The sequence below is a fragment of the Desertibaculum subflavum genome (assembly GCA_003576705.1).
Taxonomy (GTDB): Bacteria; Pseudomonadota; Alphaproteobacteria; order Ferrovibrionales; family Ferrovibrionaceae; genus Desertibaculum; species Desertibaculum subflavum.
Map to the genome: position 1 here is coordinate 15,919 of QOZS01000042.1, position 19,784 is coordinate 35,702.

The window sequence follows — 19,784 nt, forward strand, 5'->3', positions numbered from 1 at the left end:
TGACCGGTAGACGCCTTTGCGTCACGTGTTCATGGAATCGAAGAAGTCCTGATTGGTCTTGCTCTGCTTCAGCTTGTCGATCAGGAACTCCATCGCATCGACCACGCCCATCGGCATCAGGATGCGGCGCAGCACCCACATCTTGGCCAAGGTCGCCTTGTCGACCAGCAGCTCTTCCTTGCGGGTGCCCGACTTGGTGATGTCGATCGCCGGGAAGGTGCGCTTGTCGGCGAGCTTGCGGTCGAGGATGATTTCCGAGTTACCGGTGCCCTTGAACTCCTCGAAGATCACCTCGTCCATGCGGCTGCCGGTATCGACCAGCGCCGTCGCGATGATGGTGAGCGAGCCGCCCTGCTCGATATTGCGGGCGGCGCCGAAGAAGCGCTTCGGCCGCTGCAGCGCATTGGCGTCGACGCCGCCGGTCAGCACCTTGCCCGAGGACGGCACCACGGTGTTGTAGGCGCGCGCCAGGCGGGTGATCGAATCGAGCAGGATCACCACGTCGCGCTTGTGCTCGACCAGGCGCTTGGCCTTCTCGATCACCATCTCCGCCACCTGGACGTGGCGCACCGCCATCTCGTCGAAGGTGGAGGAGATCACCTCGCCCTTCACCGAGCGCTGCATGTCGGTCACTTCCTCCGGCCGCTCGTCGATCAGCAGCACGATGAGGTAGACCTCGGGGTGGTTGGCGGTGATCGAATGGGCGATGTTCTGCAGCAGCATCGTCTTGCCGGTGCGCGGCGGGGCCACGATCAGCGCGCGCTGGCCCTTGCCCTGCGGCGCGATCAGGTCGATCACCCGGTGCGAGATGTCGCGGCTCGACGTCTTGCTCTCGGCCAGCTGCTTCGGATCGCGCTCCAGCTTGAAGCGCTCTTCCGGGTAGAGCGGCGTCAGGTTGTCGAAGACCACCTTGTGACGGGCCTTCTCCGGGTCCTCGAAATTGATCGTGTTGACCTTCAGCAGCGCGAAGTAGCGCTCGCCATCGGAAGGCGAGCGGATCTGACCTTCCACCGTGTCCCCGGTGCGGAGGCCGAAGCGGCGGATCTGCGAGGGCGAGACGTAGATGTCGTCCGGGCCCGGCAGGTAGTTCGCCTCCGGCGAGCGCAGGAAGCCGAAGCCGTCCTGCAGGATCTCCAGCACGCCGTCGCCGGTGATCTCGATATCGCGCTCGGCCAGCTGCTTCAGGATGGCGAACAGCATGTCCTGCTTGCGGAGGGTCGAGGCGTTCTCGACCTGCAACTCCTCGGCGAATTCGAGCAGCTCGGTCGGGGTCTTCAGCTTCAGGTCCTGAAGATTGATGGGACTGGTGAGCACGTGGGATCCCATGGATGTATGGACGTGGGGCCGGACTCCCGCCGGGAGCCCCGTCGCCGGCACGAAATGCCGGACGAACGGTTGATCTTGGAGTTCCGGGTTCGGATCCCGGGCTCGATCGGCGAGGTCGTTGAGGTGGTGCGATCGGGAGAATCCCGCGCGAAAATGAAGGGACCATAAATCCCGGTCGAAATCAAGAGGGCCCCGCAAGTGGGCCGCGGTCGCCCATTCGTTTCCCCGAACCGGCGGGGTTTCAGCGGCTTAGCGGCGATTGGCGGGGCGATCGCCGCCCGGACCCGGCGGCCGGAGCCCGACTTCGGGTCGCGTTGACACCGTACCCCCCCGTGCTTATCTCTGCCGAAAGCCCTGCCCTCCGCAAATTTCGGGACCTCTCTCATGCTTGGCGCGCTCGCCCGCAAAGTATTCGGCACTGCGAACGACCGGCAGGTGCGCGTCTATCAGAAGCGTGTTCCCGCCATCAACGCGCTGGAGCCGGAGCTGGAGAAGCTGAGCGACGAGGAGCTGAAGGCGCGCACGGTCCGGTTCCGCGAGGAAGTGGCGAACGGGCGCGAGTTGGACGACATCCTGCCGGAGGCCTTCGCCACCGTGCGCGAGGCCGCCAAGCGCACCCTGGGCCAGCGGCATTTCGACGTGCAGCTGGTCGGCGGCATGGTGCTGCACGCGGGCAAGATCGCCGAGATGAAGACCGGCGAAGGCAAGACGCTGGTCGCCACCCTGCCGGCCTATCTCAACGCCCTTGCCGGCAAGGGCGTGCATATCGTGACCGTGAACGACTATCTGGCCCGGCGCGATGCGGAATGGATGGGCCGGATCTACGGCTTCCTCGGCCTGACGGTCGGCTGCATCGTGCATGGCATGGACGACCTGCAGCGTCAGCAGGCCTATGCCTGCGACGTCACCTACGGCACCAACAACGAGCTGGGCTTCGACTATCTGCGCGACAACATGAAGTTCCAGCTCGAGGCGATGGCGCACCGGCCGTTCAATTTCGCCATCGTCGACGAGGTGGACTCGATCCTGATCGACGAAGCGCGCACACCGCTGATCATCTCGGGCCCGACCGAGGACACTTCCGAGCTCTATATCGCCGTCGACCGGCTGATCCCCAACCTGGTGCCGGAGGATTTCGAGAAGGACGAGAAGCAGCGCACGGTCCACTTCTCCGAGACCGGCACCGAGAAGATGGAGGAGATGCTGCGCGGGGCCGGGCTGCTCAAGGGCGGCTCGCTCTACGATCTCGACAACGTCACCGTCGTCCATCACATGAACCAGGCGCTGCGCGCCCACAAGCTGTTCGCGCGCGACACCGACTACATCGTCAAGGACGACAAGGTCATCATCATCGACGAGTTCACCGGCCGCATGATGGAAGGCCGGCGCTATTCCGACGGCCTGCACCAGGCGCTGGAGGCGAAGGAGCACGTCCGCATCCAGCCGGAGAACCAGACGCTCGCGTCCATCACCTTCCAGAATTACTTCCGCCTGTATCCGAAGCTGGCCGGCATGACCGGCACCGCGGCGACCGAGGCGCAGGAATTCGGCGACATCTACAAGCTGGAAGTCATCGAGGTGCCGACCAACGTGGCGGTCAAGCGCATCGACAACGACGACGAGGTCTATCGGACCGGCGGGGAAAAGATCCTCGCCATCGTGAGCGAGATCGAGGCCTGCCGGAAGAAGGGCCAGCCGGTGCTGGTCGGCACGGTTTCGATCGAGAAGTCCGAGGCGCTGTCGGCGGAGCTGACCAAGCGCGGCATCGAGCACAACGTGCTGAACGCGCGCTATCACGAGCAGGAAGCCGAGATCATCGCCCAGGCCGGCCGGATCGGCGCCGTCACCATCGCCACCAACATGGCCGGCCGCGGTACCGACATCCAGCTCGGCGGCAATGTCGAGATGCGGGTGCGCCGCGAGGCGGAAGCGATCGAGGATCAGGCGGCACGCGAGGCCAAGATCGCCGCCATCCGCAGCGAGGTGCTGGCGGCGCGCGAGACCGTGCTGGCCGCCGGCGGGCTGCACATCATCGGCACCGAGCGACACGAGAGCCGGCGCATCGACAACCAGCTGCGCGGCCGGTCCGGCCGCCAGGGCGATCCGGGCTCCTCCAAGTTCTTCCTGTCGCTGGAAGACGACCTGATGCGGATCTTCGGTTCCGACCGGATGGACGGCATCCTCAAGCGCCTTGGCCTGAAGGAGAACGAGGCGATCATCCATCCCTGGATCAACAAGGCGCTGGAGAAGGCGCAGCAGAAGGTCGAGGCGCGCAACTACGAGATCCGCAAGAACCTGCTGCGCTTCGACGACGTGATGAACGACCAGCGCAAGGTGATCTACGAGCAGCGCATCGAGCTGATGCGGGCGAGCGACGTGGCCGACACCGTCGGCGAGATGCGGTCCGAGACGGTGGAGCGCATGGTCTCCGCCGCCATTCCGGAGAATGCCTATCCCGAGCAGTGGGACACGGCGAGCCTGGCGGACGAGGTCAAGCGCGTGTTCGGGCTGGACCTGCCGGTCGCCGACTGGGCGAAGGAGGAGGGCATCGCGGACGAGGAGATCCGCCGCCGCATCCTCGACGTCGCCGACAAGCAGATCGCCGAGAAGGCCGCCAATTACGGCCCCGACGTGATGCGTATGGTGGAGAAGAGCCTGCTTCTGCAGATCCTCGACCAAGCCTGGAAGGAGCATCTGCTGCATCTCGATCATTTGCGGCAGGGCATCGGGCTGCGCGCCTATGGTCAGCGCGACCCGCTGAACGAGTACAAGCGCGAGGCCTTCAACCTGTTCGAGGCGATGCTGACGCGGCTGCGCGAGCAGGTGACCGGCGTGCTCGCCCATGTCGAGCTGCGCATCGACCAGCCGCCGCCGATGCCGCAGGAGCCGCCGCCCGGCCTGTTCCATGCCGAGCACATCAATCCGCTGACCGGCGAGAACGAGATGGAGACGGCGACGGCGACGCTGCCGCGGGTGCGGCGCGGCGGCGCCGGCGCTGCGGCGGTCGATCCGGCCGATCCCTCGACCTGGGCGCGGACCTCGCGCAACGCTGCCTGCCCCTGCGGCTCGGGCAAGAAGTACAAGCACTGTCACGGCCGCCTCTAGGCGGCCGGCCTCGGGAGAGAAACGGGCGATGCACCAGCCGCTTCCGGGACAGCCCTTCCGTGTCGCGGTGCCGGACAGCACGCTTGCCGATCTGCAGTTACGACTTGGCCGCACCCGCTGGCCGAACGAGCCGGTGCAGGCCGGCTGGCGCTGGGGCGCCAAACTCGATTATGTCCGCCGCCTGGTCGCTCATTGGCAGGCCGGCTTCGACTGGCGGGCCTGGGAAGCCAGAATCAACGGCTTCGACCAGCGCCTGATCGAGGTCGACGGCCTCAAGATTCACACGCTGATCGAGCCGGGCTCGGGATCGAAGCCGCTGCCGCTGATCCTCACGCATGGCTGGCCCGGCTCGTTCCTCGAGTTCATCGACATCATCGAGCCGCTGGCGCATCCGGAACGGTTCGGCGGCAGCGCCGACGATGCCTTCACGGTGATCGTGCCGAGCCTGCCGGGCTATGGCTTTTCCGACCCGCCGCCCTCGCCGATCACGCCGCGTGACGTGGCGGCGCTGTGGCACAAGCTCGCGGTCGAGAAGCTCGGGCTGACCCGCTACGTCGCACAGGGCGGGGATTGGGGCAGCGCCGTCACCTCCTGGCTCGCGCTCGACCATCCGGCCAATCTCGCCGCCATCCACCTCAACATGACCGGGCTCAGGCCCTGGACCGGCGCAGGCGCGGCGCCGGTGACCGACGAAGAGAAGGGGTGGATCGCACGCATCCAGAAGCACCTGGCGCGCGAGACCGCCTATCAGCAGATTCAGGGCACCAAGCCGCAGACGCTCGCCTATGCGCTCACGGATTCGCCGGCGGGCCTCGCCGGCTGGATCGTGGAGAAATTCCATGGCTGGACCGTCGGCGGCGAGGACCGCGACCCGCCCTTCGACATGGACTGGCTGCTCGCCAATGTGATGCTCTACTGGCTGAACGGCATCAACGCGGCGAACTGGCTGTACGTGTCAATCGTGGAAGGTAAGGCCGGCGCATTAAAGGCCGGCGAGCGGGTCGGTGTGCCGACCGGGCTCTCGCTGTTCCCGCGCGACCTCCTGCTGCCCCCGCCGCGGAGCTGGGTGGAGCGCGCGTACGATGTTCGCTACTACCGCGTCTTCGAGCAGGGCGGACATTTCCCGGCGGTCGAGCAAGCCCCGCTTCTCGCCGACGAAATCCGCGCCTTCTTCCGCGACTACCGCTAGGAGAGTTCCGTGACCGTCGACGTCGATGCCAATATCGCTTCCATCAAGAACGGCATGGCCGCGCTGAACCAGGCCATCCCGGATGTGCTGAAGGGCTTCACCGATATCGGCAAGGCCGTCTACAAGGACGGCGCACTGCCTGCCAAGACCAAGGAGCTGCTCGCCCTTGCTTCCGCCATCGCGGCACGTTGCGAGGGCTGTGTCGTCGCGCATGTCAGGAACTCCATGCGGCACGGCATGACCAAGGCAGAACTGGAGGAGCTGATCGGCGTCGCCGTGCATATGGGCGGCGGGCCGTCGCTGACCTATGGCATCAAGGCGCTGGAGAGCTTCGAACAGCTTTCCGCGCAGGCGCAGAAGCGATGAACTCGCGCTATTTCGAGGATTACGAGCAGGGCGAGATCATCCGCGGCGCCGGCATCACGCTGAGCGAGAGCGACATCATCGAGTTTGCCTTCAAATACGATCCGCAGCCCTTCCACATCGACAAGATCGCCGCATCGGCGTCGATCTATGGCGGGCTGATCGCCAGCGGCTGGCATGTCATGGCGGTCAGCTTCCGCATGCTGGTGCAGGCAGGATTTCTGGGGGAAGGCAGCATGGGTTCGCCCGGCCTGGACGAACTGCGCTGGCACCTGCCGACCCGCCCCGGCGATACGCTGCTGCCCGAGGTAGAGGTGATGGAGATGCGGCCGTCCAGCTCCAAGCCCGACCGCGGCATCGTGATGATGGCCTACCGCATCAAGAACCAGAAGGGCGAGCTGGTGATGAGCCTGAAAAGCGCCCAACTGGTGAAGAAGCGCCCAGCCTAGATGGCCCTGCGGTGAGCGATCGTCGCTTCCAGATTCCGGCGGAGGCCGTCGAAGAGCGCTTCGTGCGTGCCTCCGGCCCGGGCGGCCAGAACGTCAACAAAGTCTCCACCGCGGTGGAGCTGCGCGTCGATATCACCAAGCTCGATCTGCACCCCGCGATGCTGGCGCGGTTTGCGGTGCTGGCCGGCCGCCGGCTGACCAAGGACGGCGTGCTGGTGATCGACGCCGACCGGTTCCGCTCGCAGGACCGCAATCGCGAAGATGCCTATGCGCGGGTTCACGAGCTGCTGGCGCGCGCCGCCGAGCGGCCGAAGCCGCGCCGCCCGTCAAAACCGACCAAGGCCTCCAAGGAACGCCGCCTGGAATCGAAGCGACAGCGCCAGACCACCAAGCAGCAGCGCGGGCGAGTGAGCCGCGAGGATTAGATGCCGCGGCCCATATCGAGGAACTTGCGCCGCCGCTGCTCCCGCAGCGCGTTCGGATCCTGCCCGGCCAGCTGGTCGAGATGACGGCCGACGGCATCGCCGACGCTGCGCACCGTATCCTCCGCGGCGCGATGGGCGCCGCCGAGCGGCTCCGGCACGATCTCGTCGATCACGCCGAGGCGAAGCAGGTCGGCGGCGGTGACCTTGAGCGCCTCGGCGGCGTCCGGCGCCTTGTCGGAGGCATGCCAGAGGATCGACGCGCAGGCCTCGGGCGAGGCGACCGAATAGATCGCATGCTCGAGCATCAGCACGCGGTCGGCAGCGCCGATGGCGATGGCGCCGCCCGAGCCGCCCTCGCCCACGACGGCCGCGACCAGCGGCACCTTAATGTCGAGGCAGCAGTCGATGGCGCGGGCGATCGCCTCGGCCTGGCCGCGTGCTTCGGCATCGACGCCGGGATAGGCGCCGGGCGTGTCGATGAAGGTGACGACCGGCACGCGGAACCGGTCGGCCATGCGCATCAGGCGGATCGCCTTGCGATAGCCCTCCGGCCGGGCCATGCCGAAATTGTGCTTGATCCGGCCTTCGGTGCCGCGGCCCTTCTCGTGGCCGATCACCATGACCGAGCGGCCGCGGAGACGGCCGAGCCCGCCCACGATCGCGGTGTCGTCGGCAAAGCCGCGATCGCCGGCCAAGGCTACGAATTCCTCGATCAACCCGCCGATATAATCCTCGAAATGCGGCCGGTCCTGGTGGCGCGCCACCTGGGTTTTCTGCCAGGGCTCGAGCTTGCCGTAGACGGTGCGGATCATCGCCTCCGCCTTGGCGCGCAGCCGCGTCAGCTCGTCGGCGACGTTGACATTGCCACCCTCCGCCGTCCGCTCCAGCTCGCGGATGGAGTTCTCCAGCTCGGCGATCGGTTTCTCGAAATCCAGGTAGACCCGCATCCGGCCCTTCTAGCACGGATGGGCGCGCCGACAAGCTGCCGCTAAGCTCCAGGAAACATGGGAGGAACAGGATGAGACCCCAGGCCCAGCCTCTGCCGCTTCTGCCCACCATGGGGGTCGGTTCCTACGCCTCGCCGGGCTGGTTCACCCTTGGCCGCAGCCGGATCCGCGAGGGCGAGCTTGGCCCCGCCGATATCGACGAGATGTTCGAGGACGCGACCCGCATCGCCATCGCCGACCAGATCGAGGCCGGCATCGACATCGTTTCCGATGGCGAACTGAGGCGACAGCGCTTCGTCTACGAGATGTTCGACCGCCTGAGCGGCCTGAAGCGCGTGCCTTCGCGCCGCAAGCTCGGCGTGCCGTTCTACGACATGGCGCCCGGCTTCTCCGTGGAGGGCGAGGTGACGGCGCCAAACGGGCTTGGCGTGGCGATTGAATTCGAGGCGCTGAAGCGCCTGGCACCGGGCCACGCATTGAAGGTGGCGCTCCCCGGCCCGCTGACTTTCGCGGGCAGCATCATGCCGGCGCGGGGTCAGGAGCGCGCAACGCTCGATCGGCTGTCAGACATCTTGCGGGACGAGCTTGCGCGCCTCGTGGCGGCCGGTGCCGATTGCATCCAGCTCGACGAGCCGGGCTTTGCCGAGCCGCCTTATGGCCTTTCCTCCGCCGAGGCGGCGCTGGTCATCAACCGCACCATCGAAGGGCTGGATGCGCGCATGGCCGTGCATGTCTGCTTCGGCAACAATGCCGGCCGGCCGAAGCGCCCACGCGCCATGCGGCCGCTGATGGATGGCATGGCGACGCTCGCCTGCCAACAGCTGGTCCTGGAATTCGCCAACCGCGAGATGGCCGACCTGGAATTGCTGTCGGAACTGTCCATGCGTTTCGATATCGCCGCCGGCGTGGTCGATGTGAAAAGCTTCCACGTCGAAACGCCGGCCGAGGTCGCGGCGCGGATCGAGCGATGCCTCGACCACGTGAAGCCCGATCGGCTGACGGTGACAGCCGATTGCGGCTTCTCCGCCCTGCCCCGCTTCCTCGCCCGTGCCAAAATGCAGGCAATGGTGGAAGGCGCGCGCCTGGTCCGTGCGCGCCTCGATGCGTCCTAGCCGCGCGCGGCGATCCGGTCGGCCATCTTGACGATCACCTCGGCCTGGCGGATCGAGGCATAGTCGATCAGCTTGCCGTCCAGCGCCGCCGCGCCCTGCCCGCTCGCCTCGGCCTGGCGCATCGCCTCGATAATGCGGCGGGCCTGTTTCACTTCCGCCTCGCTCGGGCTGAACAGCTGGTTGGCCAGCGGAATCTGCGCCGGATGGATCGCCCACTTGCCCTCGCAGCCGAGCGCCGCGGCACGGTTCGCCTGCGCGGTGTAGCCGTCCGGATCCTTGAAATCGCCGAACGGGCCGTCGATGGCACGCAGGCCGTTGGCGCGCGCGGCGACGACCAGCCGCGAAATGGCGTAGTGCCACATATCGCCCCACACGAAGTCGCGCCGGCCGGACGCGTCGAGCGGATCGGTCAGCACGCCGTAGAGCTTGTTCGGCCCGCCGATATTGGTGATCTTGGCCTTGGTCGAGGCGGCGTAGTCGGCCACACCGAAGTGGAGCGATTCGTTCCGCGGACTGGCGGCGGCGATCTCGGCGATGTTCTGCATGCCGAGCGCGGTTTCGATGATCAGCTCGAAGCCGATCTTCTTCTTGCGGCCCTTGGCCTTCTCGATCTGCGTCACCAGCATGTCGACGGCGTAGACATCCGCGGCGGTGCCGACCTTGGGGATCATGATCAGGTCGATGCGGTCGCCCGCGCCCTCCAGCACCTCGACCACGTCGCGGTACATGAAATGGGTGTCGAGCCCGTTGATACGGACCGACATGGTCTTGTTGCCCCAGTCGATCTCGTTCAGCGCCTGGATGATGTTCTTGCGCGCCTGCGGCTTGTCGTCCGGCGCCACCGCATCCTCGAGGTCGAGGAAGATCACGTCGGCATCGCCCTTGGCGGCCTTCTCGAACAGCTTGGTGCTGCTGCCCGGAACCGAGAGTTCCGACCGGTTGACGCGCGCCGGCGCCGGCTCGACCAACTTGAAGCTCACACCACACCTCCGTTGCGAGAACGGCGCAAATTGCTGCGCTGCCGCAAAACTGTCAACGCGCTGGCTTGGCCTTGGCGAGCGGGTGGTGCACGGTCACGAGCTGGCGCAGCCGATCCTCCAGGACGTGGGTGTAGATCTGCGTCGTCGCGATATCGGCATGGCCCAGCATGCGCTGCACGGCCCGGAGGTCGGCGCCGCCCGCCAGCAGATGCGTGGCAAAGGCGTGCCGCAGCACATGCGGCGAGATCCGGGCGGGGTCGATGCCCGCCTCGATGGCCACGGCGTCGAGCAGCTGGTGAAACCGCGCCCGGGTGAGATGCCCCTCTTTCGAGCGCGAGGGAAACAGCCAGCGAGAGGTCTTGGCGCCCTTGGGCAGGAAATGACCGCGCACCGCCCCGTAGGCACGAAGCGCCGCAATGGCGGCGTCGTGCAGCGGCACCACCCGCTCCTTGTCGCCCTTGCCCCGAACCAGCAGCAGCCGGGGATCGCCTTCGGTCGGCGGATAGGGCAGACCGACCAGCTCCGACACCCGCAGCCCGGCGCCGTAGAGCAGTTCCAGCAGGCAGGCGAGCCGGACCGCATCGGGCCCGTCGCGCTTCGCGATGACCTCGAACAGCCGCTCGACCTCCGCCTCGGACAGCACCTTGGGCAGCGGACGGCCCCGCTTCGGCGCGTCGAGCACCGTCGTCGGATTGTCCGCCCGCAGGCCTTCGCCATGCAGGAAGCCGAAAAACTGGCGCAGGGCCGAAAGCCGCCGTGCCGATGTCGCCGGCGCCATGCCGGCACGGTGCAGGGCACGGAGATAGCCGCGCAGGTCGGTATCCGTCGCCGTGGCGAACGAGACGCGCTTCCCGGTCAGTTGTGCCGAAGCGTGCTCCAGGTCTCGGCGATAGGCGTCGACGGTATTGGCGGCGGCGCCGCGCTCGGCAACGAGCATTTCCAGGAAGCGATCGATGAGCTGGCTGTCCGCCGCGGCGCTCACAGGCCGCGCCCGATCGCCGCCTCCAGGGCCAGCCGCCGTGCCTCGCGCTCGAAGCCGATGCGGACGAGCGAGTCGAGCACCGTGGCGAGCGCGTCGGCCTCTAGCGCCGCCGCGCTGTCGCCTCCCAGCGCAATCAGCGCGTAGGCGATGGTTTCCCCCATCCGGCCGGCCTGGGCCGAGGCCCGCATCGCCTGCATGGTGGCGACGTTGGGCCGCCGGCCCACCGTCGTCCCGCCGGCGGCGGCGAGCCGGCCCCAGACATCCGGGGGCACCTCGCGGCCCAGTCCCTGCAGCGCGGAGAGCAGGGCGACGGCGCGGCCCTCGAAACCCTCGATCGGACCGCCGGCCCGCCAGGCATCGATCCAGTCGCGCAGGTCGGCGGGTTCGAGCCGCTCGCCGGCGGCGACGGCCAACAACGGCACCAGCCGCACGGCCTCGCGTGCCGCCTGCAGCGCGCCGCCGCGCCCTTCCAGCCGCAGCAACTGCTCCCACCCATCGGCCGCCGCTTCCTGGCCGGCGACCAGCAGCAGGCGGGCGGCCTTGGGCGCCAGGCCGATCGCTTCCGGAACAGGATCGATCCCCAGAAGCGCATCGAGATGCACCATCGCAAGCCGCGTATCGAGCCCGCCTTCACGGGCACGCAATCGCTCGAGCGCGGTGCTCAGCACCTTGCTGCGTTCGCCTTCGGCGGCACGCTGCACCGCCCGAAACAGGGCAGCGCGAAACCGCGCATTGTCGGCCGTCCGGGCAGCGAGCGCCGCCGCGAGGTCCTTGGCGGCGATCTCCTCCCGGCCATAGGCGGTGCGCAGCGCTTCGACCGGCATGGCGCCGTACACGAAGGCCCGTTCCGCCGCGAGCCACCGGATCTCGGCGGGCACTTTCGCGATTTCGGCGACCAGCCGCGCGCCGGCCGGCGGCATCGCCTCGACCGTTGCCCCGGTCGGCGCCTTGTTCGCCGCCTTCAGCATCGCAATCTGCAACGGTGTCGGTGACTTGATGTCGATCAGCTTGTCATCGCCATATCCGGAGAGCTGGGCGATCAGGGCCTGAAAGGCCGGATCGGCCTCGCCGCGTTCGCGCAGCAGGCCGGCCTGCAGATTGGCGCCGGCCAGGTCCTTGGCAAGCGCCCGGCAGAAGGCAAAGGCCTTGCTCCAGGCAGCGTCGCGCCCGCTGTCGGGAATCGAGGGAAGCGTCGCGCAGGCATCCTGCGGCCGGTCGGCGAGGAATGCCGCATCGACCGTCCGCATCGTCGCCATGCTGCCCGGGGCGAGGCGCGCCAGCCGGAACGCCGAGTCGGGATCGCCGATCGCCGTCAGCCGCTCGATGCGGGATGCAAAAAGGCCGGACTGCCCCCCATCGGCAGGAGGCATGTCCGCCTCACTCAGCAGCAGGCGGCGCGCCAGGTTCAGCGCGGCAGGCGACGGCGTCGGTTGAATCGCCGCCACCAAGCGGTCGATCTGCGCCCGGTCGGTGCCCTGCCAGAAGCTCCGGGGCAATCCGCCATCGGTCTCCCGCAGCAGGCCGAGGCCGGCGGAATCGACGGCGCCCAGCCGCTCGATCTGGACGCCTTCCGGAACAGCGCCGGATGGCTGTCCTTCCGCCGGACGCTGATCCGAGGCGGGCGCCGCGCCGCCACGCAGCCCCGGAATCAGAGGAACCGGGCCGCCTTGCGCCAAAGCGACGATCGGCGCCGCCAGGACGATGAGGCCGAACAGGGCCCCGAGGCTAGCGCGGCAACCGCCCATCGGGGATGACCTTCTCCACCGGCTGGGTCGGCGCCGGAATGTCCCACAAGGCGAGATAGGCGATACCGCCGCCCAACAGCAGGACGACGACCACGGCGATCGCGATAATCAGTTTGAGCATCCAGGGTGCCTTTGGCGTCGACGGCGTCGGCCCGCCCCGCCGCATCGCCTTGCAACGATTCGATGTTCTGGCACTGTACCGGCCTTGATCGCCCGCGCAAGAACCGCCGTTGCGGCTTGTCGGCGGAACGACCGGAGAATGAGGTTTGGCGGCGAAGAGCGTGGTCCTGGTCGGCCTGATGGGCGCCGGCAAAAGCTCGATCGGCCGGCGGCTGGCGGCCCGGCTCGGCATGCCGTTCGTCGATGCCGATACCGAGATCGAGAAGGCGGCCGGGATGACCATCGAGGAGATCTTCGCCCGTCATGGCGAGACGCATTTCCGCGACGGCGAGCGCAAGGTGATCGCACGGCTTCTGGACGGGCCACCGCTGGTCCTGGCGACGGGCGGCGGCGCTTTCATGAACCCGGAGACGCGCGAGCGCATCAAACGCGGCAGCATCTCGATCTGGCTCAAGGCGGAACTCGACGTGCTGCTGAAACGGTGTCTGCGGCGCACCAATCGCCCGCTGTTGAAGCAGGGCGATCCACGCGAGGTGCTGACCCGGTTGATGGCAGAGCGCGAGCCGGTCTATGCCGAGGCCGACCACGTGGTCCCCTCGGGCGATGGGCCGCACGAGGCCGTGGTGGAGGAAATCATCGGACTGCTGGCCCGACGCAACGCCCACGCGCCGGCCGAGGCCGGCGCATGACCGGCGAGACCGTCGCGGTCGCCCTGGGCGACCGCGCTTACGACATACGCGTCGAACCGGGCCTGCTTGGCCGGTCGGGCGAGGCGGTGGGCGATCTTCTGGGAAGGCCCTATCTGCCGATCGTGACCGACGAAACCGTGGCGCAGCTGCACTTGCCGGCGGTCGAGGCCGGTCTACGGGCGGAAGGGATCGAGCCCGCCGCCATCGTCCTGCCGCCAGGGGAAGGCACCAAGTCGTTCCATCACCTGGAGCAGCTGCTGGACGAGCTGGTCACGCGCAAGATCGAACGGCGCGACACCATCCTGGCCCTGGGCGGCGGCGTGATCGGCGACCTGGTCGGTTTTGCCGCCGCTTTGCTTCGCCGCGGCGTGCCGTTCGTACAGGCGCCAACCACCCTGCTCGCCCAGGTGGACAGCGCGGTCGGCGGCAAGACGGCAATCAACAGCCGGCACGGCAAGAACCTGATCGGCGTGTTCAACCAGCCGCGCCGTGTGCTGGCCGACGTGGCCGCGCTCGACACGCTGCCGCGGCGCGAAATGCTCGCCGGCTATGCCGAAGTGGTGAAATACGGGCTGCTGGGCGACGCGACTTTCTTCGGCTGGCTGGAGGCGAATGGCGAGCGGCTGCTGGCCGGCGACCGCACTGCCCGCATCCACGCCGTGGTGCATTCCTGCCGGATGAAAGCTGCGATCGTCGCCCGCGATGAGCGCGAGGAGGGCGACCGCGCCCTGCTCAATCTCGGCCACACCTTCGGCCACGCGCTTGAAGCCGAGACGGGCTTCGGCAGCCGGTTGCTGCATGGCGAATCCGTCGCTATCGGCTGCGTCCTGGCCTTTGCGTTGTCGGCGCGGCTCGGCCTCTGCCCGGCCGAGGACGCCGCGCGCGTGCGGCGCCATTTCGCCGCGGTGGGCCTGCCTGTGGCCATTGCGCCGTATACCAACGACGCGCGCATGCTGCTCGAGCACATGCGGCAGGACAAGAAGGTGGTCGGCGGCCGCATGACCTTCATCCTCGCGCGCGGCATCGGCCAGGCCTTCATCACGCGCGACGTGGCGGAGGCCGAGGTTCTGGCGACGCTGGAAGGGGCGCTCGCCGCCTAGCTCTCGTCGGGGGTCAATGCGGTGAGGGCGAGCGCATGCACGCGGCCTGCGAGCTCCTCCGCCAGCAGCTTGTAGACCAGGCGCTGCCGCGCCACCCGGTTCTGGCCGGCGAAGGCGGGGGACACGACGGTGACGCGGAAATGCGTCTCGCCGCCTTCCTGGTAGCCGGCATGACCGTGATGGCGCGACGATTCGTCCTCGATCTCGAGCCGGGTCGGATGCAGCGCCTCGGTCAGCTTGCGTTCGATCGATGCGGCGACCGACATCTCAAGCCGCTCCGCCGCGCTTGATCTCGATTTCGACGAAAGCGATCTCCTGCGCGGTGTCGTTGATTACGTCGTGCTCCACGCCGGCCGGGCGCGAATAGGCGATCCCGTGCCTCAACTCGCTCTGCACGCGGCCATCACGATTGGCGATCGTCAGCGTGCCGTTGGTGACCGGCACCACGACATAGTCGAATTCATGGCGGTGCCACCCGGTCGCCGTGCCGGGCGGGAACCGCCATTCGGTCACCCGCACCCGCTCGTCATCGACCTGCACTGTCGGAATGGCGGCACCCGGCATCCACGCACCTCGCACTGAGCCGAAGCAGGCTAGCATACCGGCGGTGCAGGTAGGCAATGGCGGCGCCCCCCGCTATGGTCCCGCCGGAGGTGCATATGAGCGATCAACGCAAGCGGATCTCCTCAGGCTCGTCGTTCGAGAAGATTGCCGGCTACAGCCGCGCGGTAGCCGACGGCGGCCTGGTCTTCGTCGCGGGAACGACCGGCTTCGACTACGCGACCATGACCATCGAACCGGAGGTCGAGGCACAAACGCATCAGACCTTCCGCAATATCGCCGCCGCCCTGGCCGAAGCGGGCGCGAGCCTCGATGACGTGGTGCGCGTGCGCTACTATCTGACCAATGCCGACGACTTCCAGAGAGTAGCGCCGATCTTCGGCCAGTACCTTGGCAAGGCACGACCGGCGGCGACGGCCCTGATCTGTGCCCTGGTCGATCCGGCGATGCGGATCGAGATCGAAGTCACCGCGAAGAAGCACTGACATGCTGACGGAAGAACAGCGCCTGATCCGCGACACCGCGCGGGATTTTGCCCGCGAGCAGCTGGCACCCTTCGCCGCCGAGCGCGACCGCGAGGCCAAGGCGCCGATGGAGGTCCTGCATGCCATGGGCAGGCTCGGCCTGATGGGCATGACGGTGGCGCCCGAATGGGGCGGCGCGGGCGCAGACTTCCTCTCCTACGTGCTGGCGATGGAGGAGATCGCGGCGGGCGATGGCGGCATTTCCACCATCATGTCGGTCAACAACTCGCCGGTCTGCGCCGCCATCGAAACCTATGGCAGCGAGGCGCAGAAGCGGCAATGGCTGACCAAAGTGGCCCGCGGCGAGGCGATGGGCGCCTTTCTGCTGACCGAGCCGCATGCGGGCTCGGACGCCTCCAACCTGAAGACGCGCGCACGGCGCGACGGCAATGGCTGGCGGCTCTCCGGCGTGAAGCAGTTCATCACCTCAGGCTCCATCGCCGACATCGCCATGGTCTTCGCGGCGAGCGATCCGGCGGCCGGCAAGCGCGGCATCAGCTGTTTCCTGGTGCCGACCGACAGCGAAGGATGGAAGGTCGCCGCCGTCGAGAAGAAACTCGGCCAGCGTACTTCCGACACCTGTCAGATCCTGCTGGAGGACGTGTTCGTGCCGGCCGACATGATGCTTGGACGCGAGGGCGAGGGCTATAGGATCGCGCTGGCCAACCTGGAGAGCGGGCGCATCGGCATCGCTGCACAAGCGGTCGGCATGGCGCGCGCCGCCTTCGAGACGGCCCATGCCTATGCGCGGGAGCGCGAGGCCTTCGGCATCGCGATCGTCAACCACCAGGCGGTCGCCTTCCGCCTCGCCGACATGGCGACGCAGATCGAGGCGGCGCACCAGATGGTCCTGAACGCTGCCCGCCTGAAGGATGCCAAGGCGCCGTGCCTGAAGGAAGCGTCGATGGCAAAGCTGTTCGCGTCCGAAATGGCGGAGAAGGTCTGCTCCGCCGCCATCCAGATTCATGGCGGCTATGGCTATCTCGAAGGCAAGGTCGAGCGCATCTACCGCGACGTGCGGGTATGTCAGATCTACGAAGGCACCAGCGACGTGCAGCGCATCGTGATCAGCCGGGCGCTGGCCGGCGACGCGTAAGGGGAGAAGACCGATGACGACGGAGCTCTGGCGCTGGGATGCGGTCGATCTCGCGCGGGCCATAAGGCTCGGCCAGGTCTCGAGCCGTGATGCCGTCGAAAGCTGTCTCAAGCGGCTGGAGGCAGTGAACCCCAAGCTGAACGCGGTCACGGTCGTGCTGGCCGACCAGGCTCGCAAGGACGCGGAGGCGGCGGATAAGGCGGTGAAGGCGGGCGCGCCGCTCGGCCTGCTGCATGGCGTGCCCGTCACCATCAAGGAGAATATCGATCAGGCGGGACAGGCGACGACGAACGGCGTGGTGGCGTTCAGGGACATGGTCGCGACCACGGACAGCCCGCCGGTGGCGAACTGGAAGAAGGCCGGCGCCGTCATCATCGGCCGCACCAACACGCCGGCCTTTTCGCTGCGCTGGCACACCGACAACGAACTGCGCGGCCGCACGTTCAATCCGTGGGTGCAGGAAGTGACGCCGGGCGGTTCCTCGGGCGGTGCGGGCGCTGCCGTCGCGGCCGGCATGTGCCCGCTGGCGCATGGCAACGATTATGGCGGCTCGATCCGCTATCCCGCCTATGCCTGCGGCATCGCCGGCATCAAGCCGACCTTCGGCCGCGTGCCGACCTTCAATCCGAGCGGTGCCGAGGAGCGGCCGCCGACCGCGCAGATGATGGCCGTACAGGGCCCGCTCGCACGCAAGGTGCGCGACCTGCGCCTCGGCCTCGCCGCCATGGCGGCACGCGATCCACGCGATCCCTGGTGGGTGCCGGCGCCGCCCGAGGGCGCCCCCGCGCCGCGGCCGATCAAAGTCGCGCTGATCGTCGATCCGGGCAAGGGCGGCGTCGATCCGGCCGTCGCCGCCGCGGTCCGCCGCGCCGGCGATGCGCTGGCGGATGCCGGCTATGCCGTCGAGGAGGCGGAACCGTTGATGATCAGCGAAGCGGCGGAGCTTTGGCGGCTGCTTGTCTTGAACGAGGTGCGGCACTTGTCGGCCGCGCAGATGCGGGAGCTTGGCGGCGCGCAGCTGAAGCGGGCGGTCGATCTGCAGCTCGAGATCGTCCCGGATCTCGATCTCGTCACCTACATGAAGAGCCTGGGTCAGCGCGCGCGGCACCTGCGCGAATGGATGCTGTTCTTCGAGCGCTATCCCATCGTGGTCGGGCCGGTCTCGACCGAGCCGCCGTTCAAGGTCGGCTTCGATACCGGCGATACCAGGCGGATGAAGGAAGTGCTGCACGCTCAGCGTTTGCTGGTCGCCGTCAATCACCTGGGACTGCCGGGTGTCGCCGTGCCTGCGGGCAATGCCGACGGCATTCCGCTCGGCGTGCAGGTGATCGCCGGCCGCTACCGCGAGGACTTGGCGCTCGACGCCGCCGAGGCCATCGAAGCTCGCCACGGCCTCGCTACGCCGATAGACCCACGTTGGTGAGCGGTGCGCACCGCTACATCTGGCTCTGCAGGTAGTTCTGCACGCCGACCTTGTCGATCAGCTCGAGCTGCGTCTCGAGCCAGTCGATATGCTCTTCGGTGTCCTTCAGGATCTCGCGCAGAATCTCGCGCGACACATAGTCATGTGCCGCCTCGCAGGCCGGGATCGCCTTGCCGAGATCTGCCTTGCCCTTTTTCTCCAGCTCCAGATTCGACTTGAGCCCTTCGGGCACGTCCTCGCCGATGCGGAGCTTGCCGAGATCCTGCAGGTTGGGCACGCCGTTCAACATCAGGATGCGCTCGACCAGCTTGTCGGCGTGCTTCATCTCGTCGATCGACTCGTCGTATTCCTTCTTGCCGATCTTCTCGAAGCCCCAGTGCCGCCACATGCGGGCGTGCAGAAAATACTGGTTGATCGCGGTCAGCTCGTTGAACAGGACGCCGTTGAGATGCTTGATGACGTCCTTGTTGCCCTGCATCGCCCGACCCTCCGTTTGGGGACCTCGGCGGTGCTAGGAGCGAATGCCCACCACACGTCGCGCACGCGCCGCAGTTTCGAGTCGGATGATATCGAGGGAAAGCTTGAGCTTCCAGGCGATCACGCCGACGCCGCCGAGGGCGATGGCAAGGGCGACAAGGCCGCCGGCGCTCATTCGGCAGCGTCCAGGAACTGCATCGGAGAGGCGACCGATGCTTCACGCAGCAGCGATCGCACCTCGGGCACGCATTTGCAGCAGCGCGCGCCCTCACCGCAGATGGCCCGATAAACCGCGCCCGGCGTGCGGCAACCCTGCGCGGCCGCGGCCCGCACGTCCCGATCGGTGAAACCGTGGCAAAGGCAGACGTACATGGGGCTCCCGGGGCGCTGGCGCAGCGGTGCAATGAATAGTGCGGATCATTCGCAATAGCAACCCGAACGGATGGCCTATCCGCGCCGCGCCAAGCACGATTGACCGCGCAGCCGAACACGGCCAAACTGTCGATATAACCCTCGTGGAGGTTAGCCATGGCCGATGCGGAACCCCTGATCCTGTTCAGCCACAAGGGCTGGGGCTCGGTCCTCGCCGAAGCGATGCTGGAATTGGCCGGCATGCCGTATCGGGTCGAAGCGATCGACATGACCAAGGCCGACACCGCGATGGAGAAACTGCGCGCCGCCAATCCGCTGGCCCAGATCCCGACCCTGTTGCTGCCGGACGGCACGGTGATGACCGAGAGCGCGGCGATCGCGCTCTATCTCAACGACCTCGCGCCGCAGGCAGGCCTGATGCCGCCGCCCGGCGATCCGACGCGTCCGGTCTTCCTGCGCTGGCTCGCCTTTCTCGTGGCGGCGGTCTATCCCACTTTCACCTATGGCGACTTTCCGTCGCGCTGGGTCGACGATGGGCCGGCCGCGGAGCTGCTGCGCGCCTCGACCGACCGCCATCGCGAATGGCTGTGGCGGCAGATCGAAGGGCAGATCGCGCCGGCCCCATGGTTCCTGGGGGAGCGCTTCTCGGCGCTCGATATCTACATCGGGGCGATGACCCGCTGGCGCCCGCGCCGGGAATGGTTCGCCGAGCATTGCCCAAAGCTGCACGCGGTGGCCTTGCTCGCCGACGGTCTCGACAAGCTCAAGCCGATCTGGCGCCGCAATTTCGACGCCTGAG

23 protein-coding genes are annotated in these 19,784 nt (G+C 67.6%); 12 read left to right on the forward strand and 11 right to left on the reverse strand.

Going from position 1 to position 19,784, the window contains the following annotated elements:
- Positions 1-21: 21 nt before the first annotated feature.
- Complete coding sequence (gene rho / locus DT074_RS19980) at positions 22-1,299, reverse strand: transcription termination factor Rho (protein WP_119421660.1); 1,278 nt, start codon at positions 1,297-1,299, stop codon at positions 22-24.
- Between the two features lie 411 nt (positions 1,300-1,710).
- On the opposite strand from rho, the gene secA reads away from it, so the two are divergent.
- From secA to arfB, 5 genes are read left to right on the forward strand one after another with little or no spacing between them, the layout of a single operon-like run.
- Positions 1,711-4,431: a preprotein translocase subunit SecA gene (gene secA / locus DT074_RS19985; protein ID WP_119421631.1), complete on the forward strand. Its 2,721-nt coding sequence runs from the start codon at positions 1,711-1,713 to the stop codon at positions 4,429-4,431.
- A gap of 28 nt (positions 4,432-4,459) precedes the next feature.
- A complete protein-coding gene (locus DT074_RS19990) occupies positions 4,460-5,620 on the forward strand; it encodes an epoxide hydrolase family protein (RefSeq protein ID WP_119421632.1) in 1,161 nt (386 codons plus the stop codon).
- A 9-nt stretch (positions 5,621-5,629) separates the two neighbouring features.
- Entirely contained in the window at positions 5,630-5,986 is a 357-nt protein-coding gene (locus DT074_RS19995; RefSeq protein ID WP_368744792.1) for a carboxymuconolactone decarboxylase family protein, read from the forward strand.
- Positions 5,983-6,432: a MaoC family dehydratase gene (locus DT074_RS20000; protein ID WP_119421633.1), complete on the forward strand. Its 450-nt coding sequence runs from the start codon at positions 5,983-5,985 to the stop codon at positions 6,430-6,432. The genes DT074_RS19995 and DT074_RS20000 overlap by 4 nt, the downstream gene beginning before the upstream one ends.
- A gap of 11 nt (positions 6,433-6,443) precedes the next feature.
- Positions 6,444-6,857 carry an alternative ribosome rescue aminoacyl-tRNA hydrolase ArfB gene (gene arfB / locus DT074_RS20005; RefSeq protein ID WP_119421634.1) on the forward strand — a complete coding sequence of 138 codons (414 nt, stop codon included), beginning with the start codon at positions 6,444-6,446 and terminating at the stop codon, positions 6,855-6,857.
- Here arfB and DT074_RS20010 read toward each other — a convergent pair.
- Positions 6,854-7,804, reverse strand: a complete 951-nt coding sequence (locus tag DT074_RS20010; RefSeq protein WP_119421635.1) for an acetyl-CoA carboxylase carboxyltransferase subunit alpha — start codon at positions 7,802-7,804, stop codon at positions 6,854-6,856. The genes arfB and DT074_RS20010 overlap by 4 nt on opposite strands.
- A gap of 71 nt (positions 7,805-7,875) precedes the next feature.
- On the opposite strand from DT074_RS20010, the gene DT074_RS20015 reads away from it, so the two are divergent.
- Complete coding sequence (locus DT074_RS20015) at positions 7,876-8,916, forward strand: uroporphyrinogen decarboxylase/cobalamine-independent methonine synthase family protein (protein ID WP_119421636.1); 1,041 nt, start codon at positions 7,876-7,878, stop codon at positions 8,914-8,916.
- Here DT074_RS20015 and DT074_RS20020 read toward each other — a convergent pair.
- Genes DT074_RS20020 through DT074_RS20035 form a run of 4 tightly spaced genes read right to left on the reverse strand, consistent with a single transcriptional unit; the run spans position 8,913 to position 12,744 of the window.
- Positions 8,913-9,896, reverse strand: a complete 984-nt coding sequence (locus DT074_RS20020) for an HpcH/HpaI aldolase/citrate lyase family protein (RefSeq protein ID WP_119421637.1) — start codon at positions 9,894-9,896, stop codon at positions 8,913-8,915. The genes DT074_RS20015 and DT074_RS20020 overlap by 4 nt on opposite strands.
- A 52-nt stretch (positions 9,897-9,948) precedes the next feature.
- Positions 9,949-10,878: a site-specific tyrosine recombinase XerD gene (locus tag DT074_RS20025; protein ID WP_119421638.1), complete on the reverse strand. Its 930-nt coding sequence runs from the start codon at positions 10,876-10,878 to the stop codon at positions 9,949-9,951.
- The gene (locus tag DT074_RS20030) at positions 10,875-12,623 is read right to left on the reverse strand and encodes a hypothetical protein (RefSeq protein ID WP_119421639.1); all 1,749 of its coding nucleotides are present in this window, start codon (positions 12,621-12,623) and stop codon (positions 10,875-10,877) included. The genes DT074_RS20025 and DT074_RS20030 overlap by 4 nt, the downstream gene beginning before the upstream one ends.
- Positions 12,604-12,744 carry a hypothetical protein gene (locus DT074_RS20035; RefSeq protein WP_162915033.1) on the reverse strand — a complete coding sequence of 47 codons (141 nt, stop codon included), beginning with the start codon at positions 12,742-12,744 and terminating at the stop codon, positions 12,604-12,606. Before DT074_RS20035 ends, DT074_RS20030 begins: the two co-directional genes overlap by 20 nt.
- Before the next feature lie 178 nt (positions 12,745-12,922).
- Here DT074_RS20035 and DT074_RS20040 point away from each other — a divergent pair, with 178 nt between their 5' ends.
- Entirely contained in the window at positions 12,923-13,432 is a 510-nt protein-coding gene (locus DT074_RS20040) for a shikimate kinase (RefSeq protein ID WP_119421662.1), read from the forward strand.
- A complete protein-coding gene (aroB, locus tag DT074_RS20045) occupies positions 13,429-14,532 on the forward strand; it encodes a 3-dehydroquinate synthase (protein WP_119421641.1) in 1,104 nt (367 codons plus the stop codon). Before DT074_RS20040 ends, aroB begins: the two co-directional genes overlap by 4 nt.
- On the opposite strand, the gene DT074_RS20050 is transcribed toward aroB, so the two are convergent.
- Both DT074_RS20050 and DT074_RS20055 read right to left on the reverse strand, forming a co-directional pair.
- Positions 14,529-14,798: a BolA family protein gene (locus DT074_RS20050; protein ID WP_119421642.1), complete on the reverse strand. Its 270-nt coding sequence runs from the start codon at positions 14,796-14,798 to the stop codon at positions 14,529-14,531. The genes aroB and DT074_RS20050 overlap by 4 nt on opposite strands.
- A gap of 1 nt (position 14,799) precedes the next feature.
- A complete protein-coding gene (locus DT074_RS20055; RefSeq protein WP_119421643.1) occupies positions 14,800-15,096 on the reverse strand; it encodes a cupin domain-containing protein in 297 nt (98 codons plus the stop codon).
- A gap of 95 nt (positions 15,097-15,191) precedes the next feature.
- On the opposite strand from DT074_RS20055, the gene DT074_RS20060 reads away from it, so the two are divergent.
- The 3 genes from DT074_RS20060 to DT074_RS20070 are packed head-to-tail and all read left to right on the forward strand — an operon-like array spanning position 15,192 to position 18,136.
- A complete protein-coding gene (locus DT074_RS20060; RefSeq protein ID WP_119421663.1) occupies positions 15,192-15,578 on the forward strand; it encodes a RidA family protein in 387 nt (128 codons plus the stop codon).
- 1 nt (position 15,579) lies between these two features.
- Positions 15,580-16,713: an acyl-CoA dehydrogenase family protein gene (locus tag DT074_RS20065; protein ID WP_119421644.1), complete on the forward strand. Its 1,134-nt coding sequence runs from the start codon at positions 15,580-15,582 to the stop codon at positions 16,711-16,713.
- Between the two features lie 13 nt (positions 16,714-16,726).
- A complete protein-coding gene (locus DT074_RS20070; RefSeq protein ID WP_119421645.1) occupies positions 16,727-18,136 on the forward strand; it encodes an amidase family protein in 1,410 nt (469 codons plus the stop codon).
- A gap of 13 nt (positions 18,137-18,149) precedes the next feature.
- Here the strand turns inward: DT074_RS20070 and bfr are convergent, their stop codons facing one another.
- Genes bfr through DT074_RS20080 form a run of 3 tightly spaced genes read right to left on the reverse strand, consistent with a single transcriptional unit; the run spans position 18,150 to position 18,985 of the window.
- A complete protein-coding gene (gene bfr / locus DT074_RS20075) occupies positions 18,150-18,614 on the reverse strand; it encodes a bacterioferritin (protein ID WP_119421646.1) in 465 nt (154 codons plus the stop codon).
- 33 nt (positions 18,615-18,647) lie between these two features.
- Positions 18,648-18,788 carry a hypothetical protein gene (locus DT074_RS28155; RefSeq protein WP_162915034.1) on the reverse strand — a complete coding sequence of 47 codons (141 nt, stop codon included), beginning with the start codon at positions 18,786-18,788 and terminating at the stop codon, positions 18,648-18,650.
- A complete protein-coding gene (locus tag DT074_RS20080) occupies positions 18,785-18,985 on the reverse strand; it encodes a (2Fe-2S)-binding protein (RefSeq protein WP_119421647.1) in 201 nt (66 codons plus the stop codon). The genes DT074_RS28155 and DT074_RS20080 overlap by 4 nt, the downstream gene beginning before the upstream one ends.
- A 156-nt stretch (positions 18,986-19,141) precedes the next feature.
- On the opposite strand from DT074_RS20080, the gene DT074_RS20085 reads away from it, so the two are divergent.
- Positions 19,142-19,783, forward strand: coding sequence for a glutathione S-transferase family protein (locus DT074_RS20085; RefSeq protein ID WP_119421648.1), 642 nt, complete (start codon positions 19,142-19,144; stop codon positions 19,781-19,783).
- Position 19,784 lies beyond the last annotated feature (1 nt).

Excerpts from the sequence above, each read along its gene's own strand:
- DT074_RS20065 (WP_119421644.1), top strand. The coding sequence starts at position 15,580 with ATGCTGACGGAAGAACAGCGCCTGATCCGCGACACCGCGCGGGATTTT.
- DT074_RS20040 (WP_119421662.1), top strand. The coding sequence starts at position 12,923 with ATGGGCGCCGGCAAAAGCTCGATCGGCCGGCGGCTGGCGGCCCGGCTC.
- DT074_RS20010 (WP_119421635.1), bottom strand. The coding sequence starts at position 7,804 with ATGCGGGTCTACCTGGATTTCGAGAAACCGATCGCCGAGCTGGAGAAC.
- DT074_RS20000 (WP_119421633.1), top strand. The coding sequence starts at position 5,983 with ATGAACTCGCGCTATTTCGAGGATTACGAGCAGGGCGAGATCATCCGC.
- bfr (WP_119421646.1), bottom strand. The coding sequence starts at position 18,614 with ATGCAGGGCAACAAGGACGTCATCAAGCATCTCAACGGCGTCCTGTTC.
- DT074_RS19990 (WP_119421632.1), top strand. The coding sequence starts at position 4,460 with ATGCACCAGCCGCTTCCGGGACAGCCCTTCCGTGTCGCGGTGCCGGAC.
- DT074_RS20035 (WP_162915033.1), bottom strand. The coding sequence starts at position 12,744 with ATGCTCAAACTGATTATCGCGATCGCCGTGGTCGTCGTCCTGCTGTTG.
- DT074_RS20055 (WP_119421643.1), bottom strand. The coding sequence starts at position 15,096 with ATGCCGGGTGCCGCCATTCCGACAGTGCAGGTCGATGACGAGCGGGTG.
- DT074_RS20030 (WP_119421639.1), bottom strand. The coding sequence starts at position 12,623 with ATGGGCGGTTGCCGCGCTAGCCTCGGGGCCCTGTTCGGCCTCATCGTC.
- DT074_RS20070 (WP_119421645.1), top strand. The coding sequence starts at position 16,727 with ATGACGACGGAGCTCTGGCGCTGGGATGCGGTCGATCTCGCGCGGGCC.
- aroB (WP_119421641.1), top strand. The coding sequence starts at position 13,429 with ATGACCGGCGAGACCGTCGCGGTCGCCCTGGGCGACCGCGCTTACGAC.
- DT074_RS20015 (WP_119421636.1), top strand. The coding sequence starts at position 7,876 with ATGAGACCCCAGGCCCAGCCTCTGCCGCTTCTGCCCACCATGGGGGTC.
- DT074_RS20060 (WP_119421663.1), top strand. The coding sequence starts at position 15,192 with ATGAGCGATCAACGCAAGCGGATCTCCTCAGGCTCGTCGTTCGAGAAG.
- DT074_RS20050 (WP_119421642.1), bottom strand. The coding sequence starts at position 14,798 with ATGTCGGTCGCCGCATCGATCGAACGCAAGCTGACCGAGGCGCTGCAT.
- DT074_RS20080 (WP_119421647.1), bottom strand. The coding sequence starts at position 18,985 with ATGTACGTCTGCCTTTGCCACGGTTTCACCGATCGGGACGTGCGGGCC.
- DT074_RS28155 (WP_162915034.1), bottom strand. The coding sequence starts at position 18,788 with ATGAGCGCCGGCGGCCTTGTCGCCCTTGCCATCGCCCTCGGCGGCGTC.
- secA (WP_119421631.1), top strand. The coding sequence starts at position 1,711 with ATGCTTGGCGCGCTCGCCCGCAAAGTATTCGGCACTGCGAACGACCGG.
- DT074_RS20085 (WP_119421648.1), top strand. The coding sequence starts at position 19,142 with ATGGCCGATGCGGAACCCCTGATCCTGTTCAGCCACAAGGGCTGGGGC.